Source organism: Thermus sp. FJN-A (assembly GCF_054655095.1).
In genome coordinates, this window is record NZ_BAAHSC010000266.1 from 1 (window position 1) to 236 (window position 236).

Below are 236 nucleotides of genomic sequence, written 5' to 3' on the forward strand. Positions count from 1 at the left end.
CTCTAGCAGGTAATATCGCCCAGCCCCCAGAAGGTGCATTACGATCTCGTGATAGGGAGCCAGGTTGAGGACCCGCTATCGCCTCCCCAGCTCCACCAGCCGCACCCACATGAGTTGAAACACCCAGGGCAAGGTGGGCTTAGCCGTGGGTCTCCCCTTGTGGTTGAGGTCGTACACCTGTGGGTTAGGTGTGGCTTCCATCCAAAAATTCTACCCGTGAGGGGAAGGGGTGCGGA

Annotated in this window: 1 pseudogene; it reads right to left on the bottom strand. The window is 58.9% G+C overall.

Annotation, left to right across the window (positions count from 1 at the left end):
- A pseudogene (locus ACYQ0J_RS13660) lies at positions 1-165 on the bottom strand (IS1634 family transposase); the annotation flags it as partial.
- Positions 166-236: the final 71 nt, after the last annotated feature.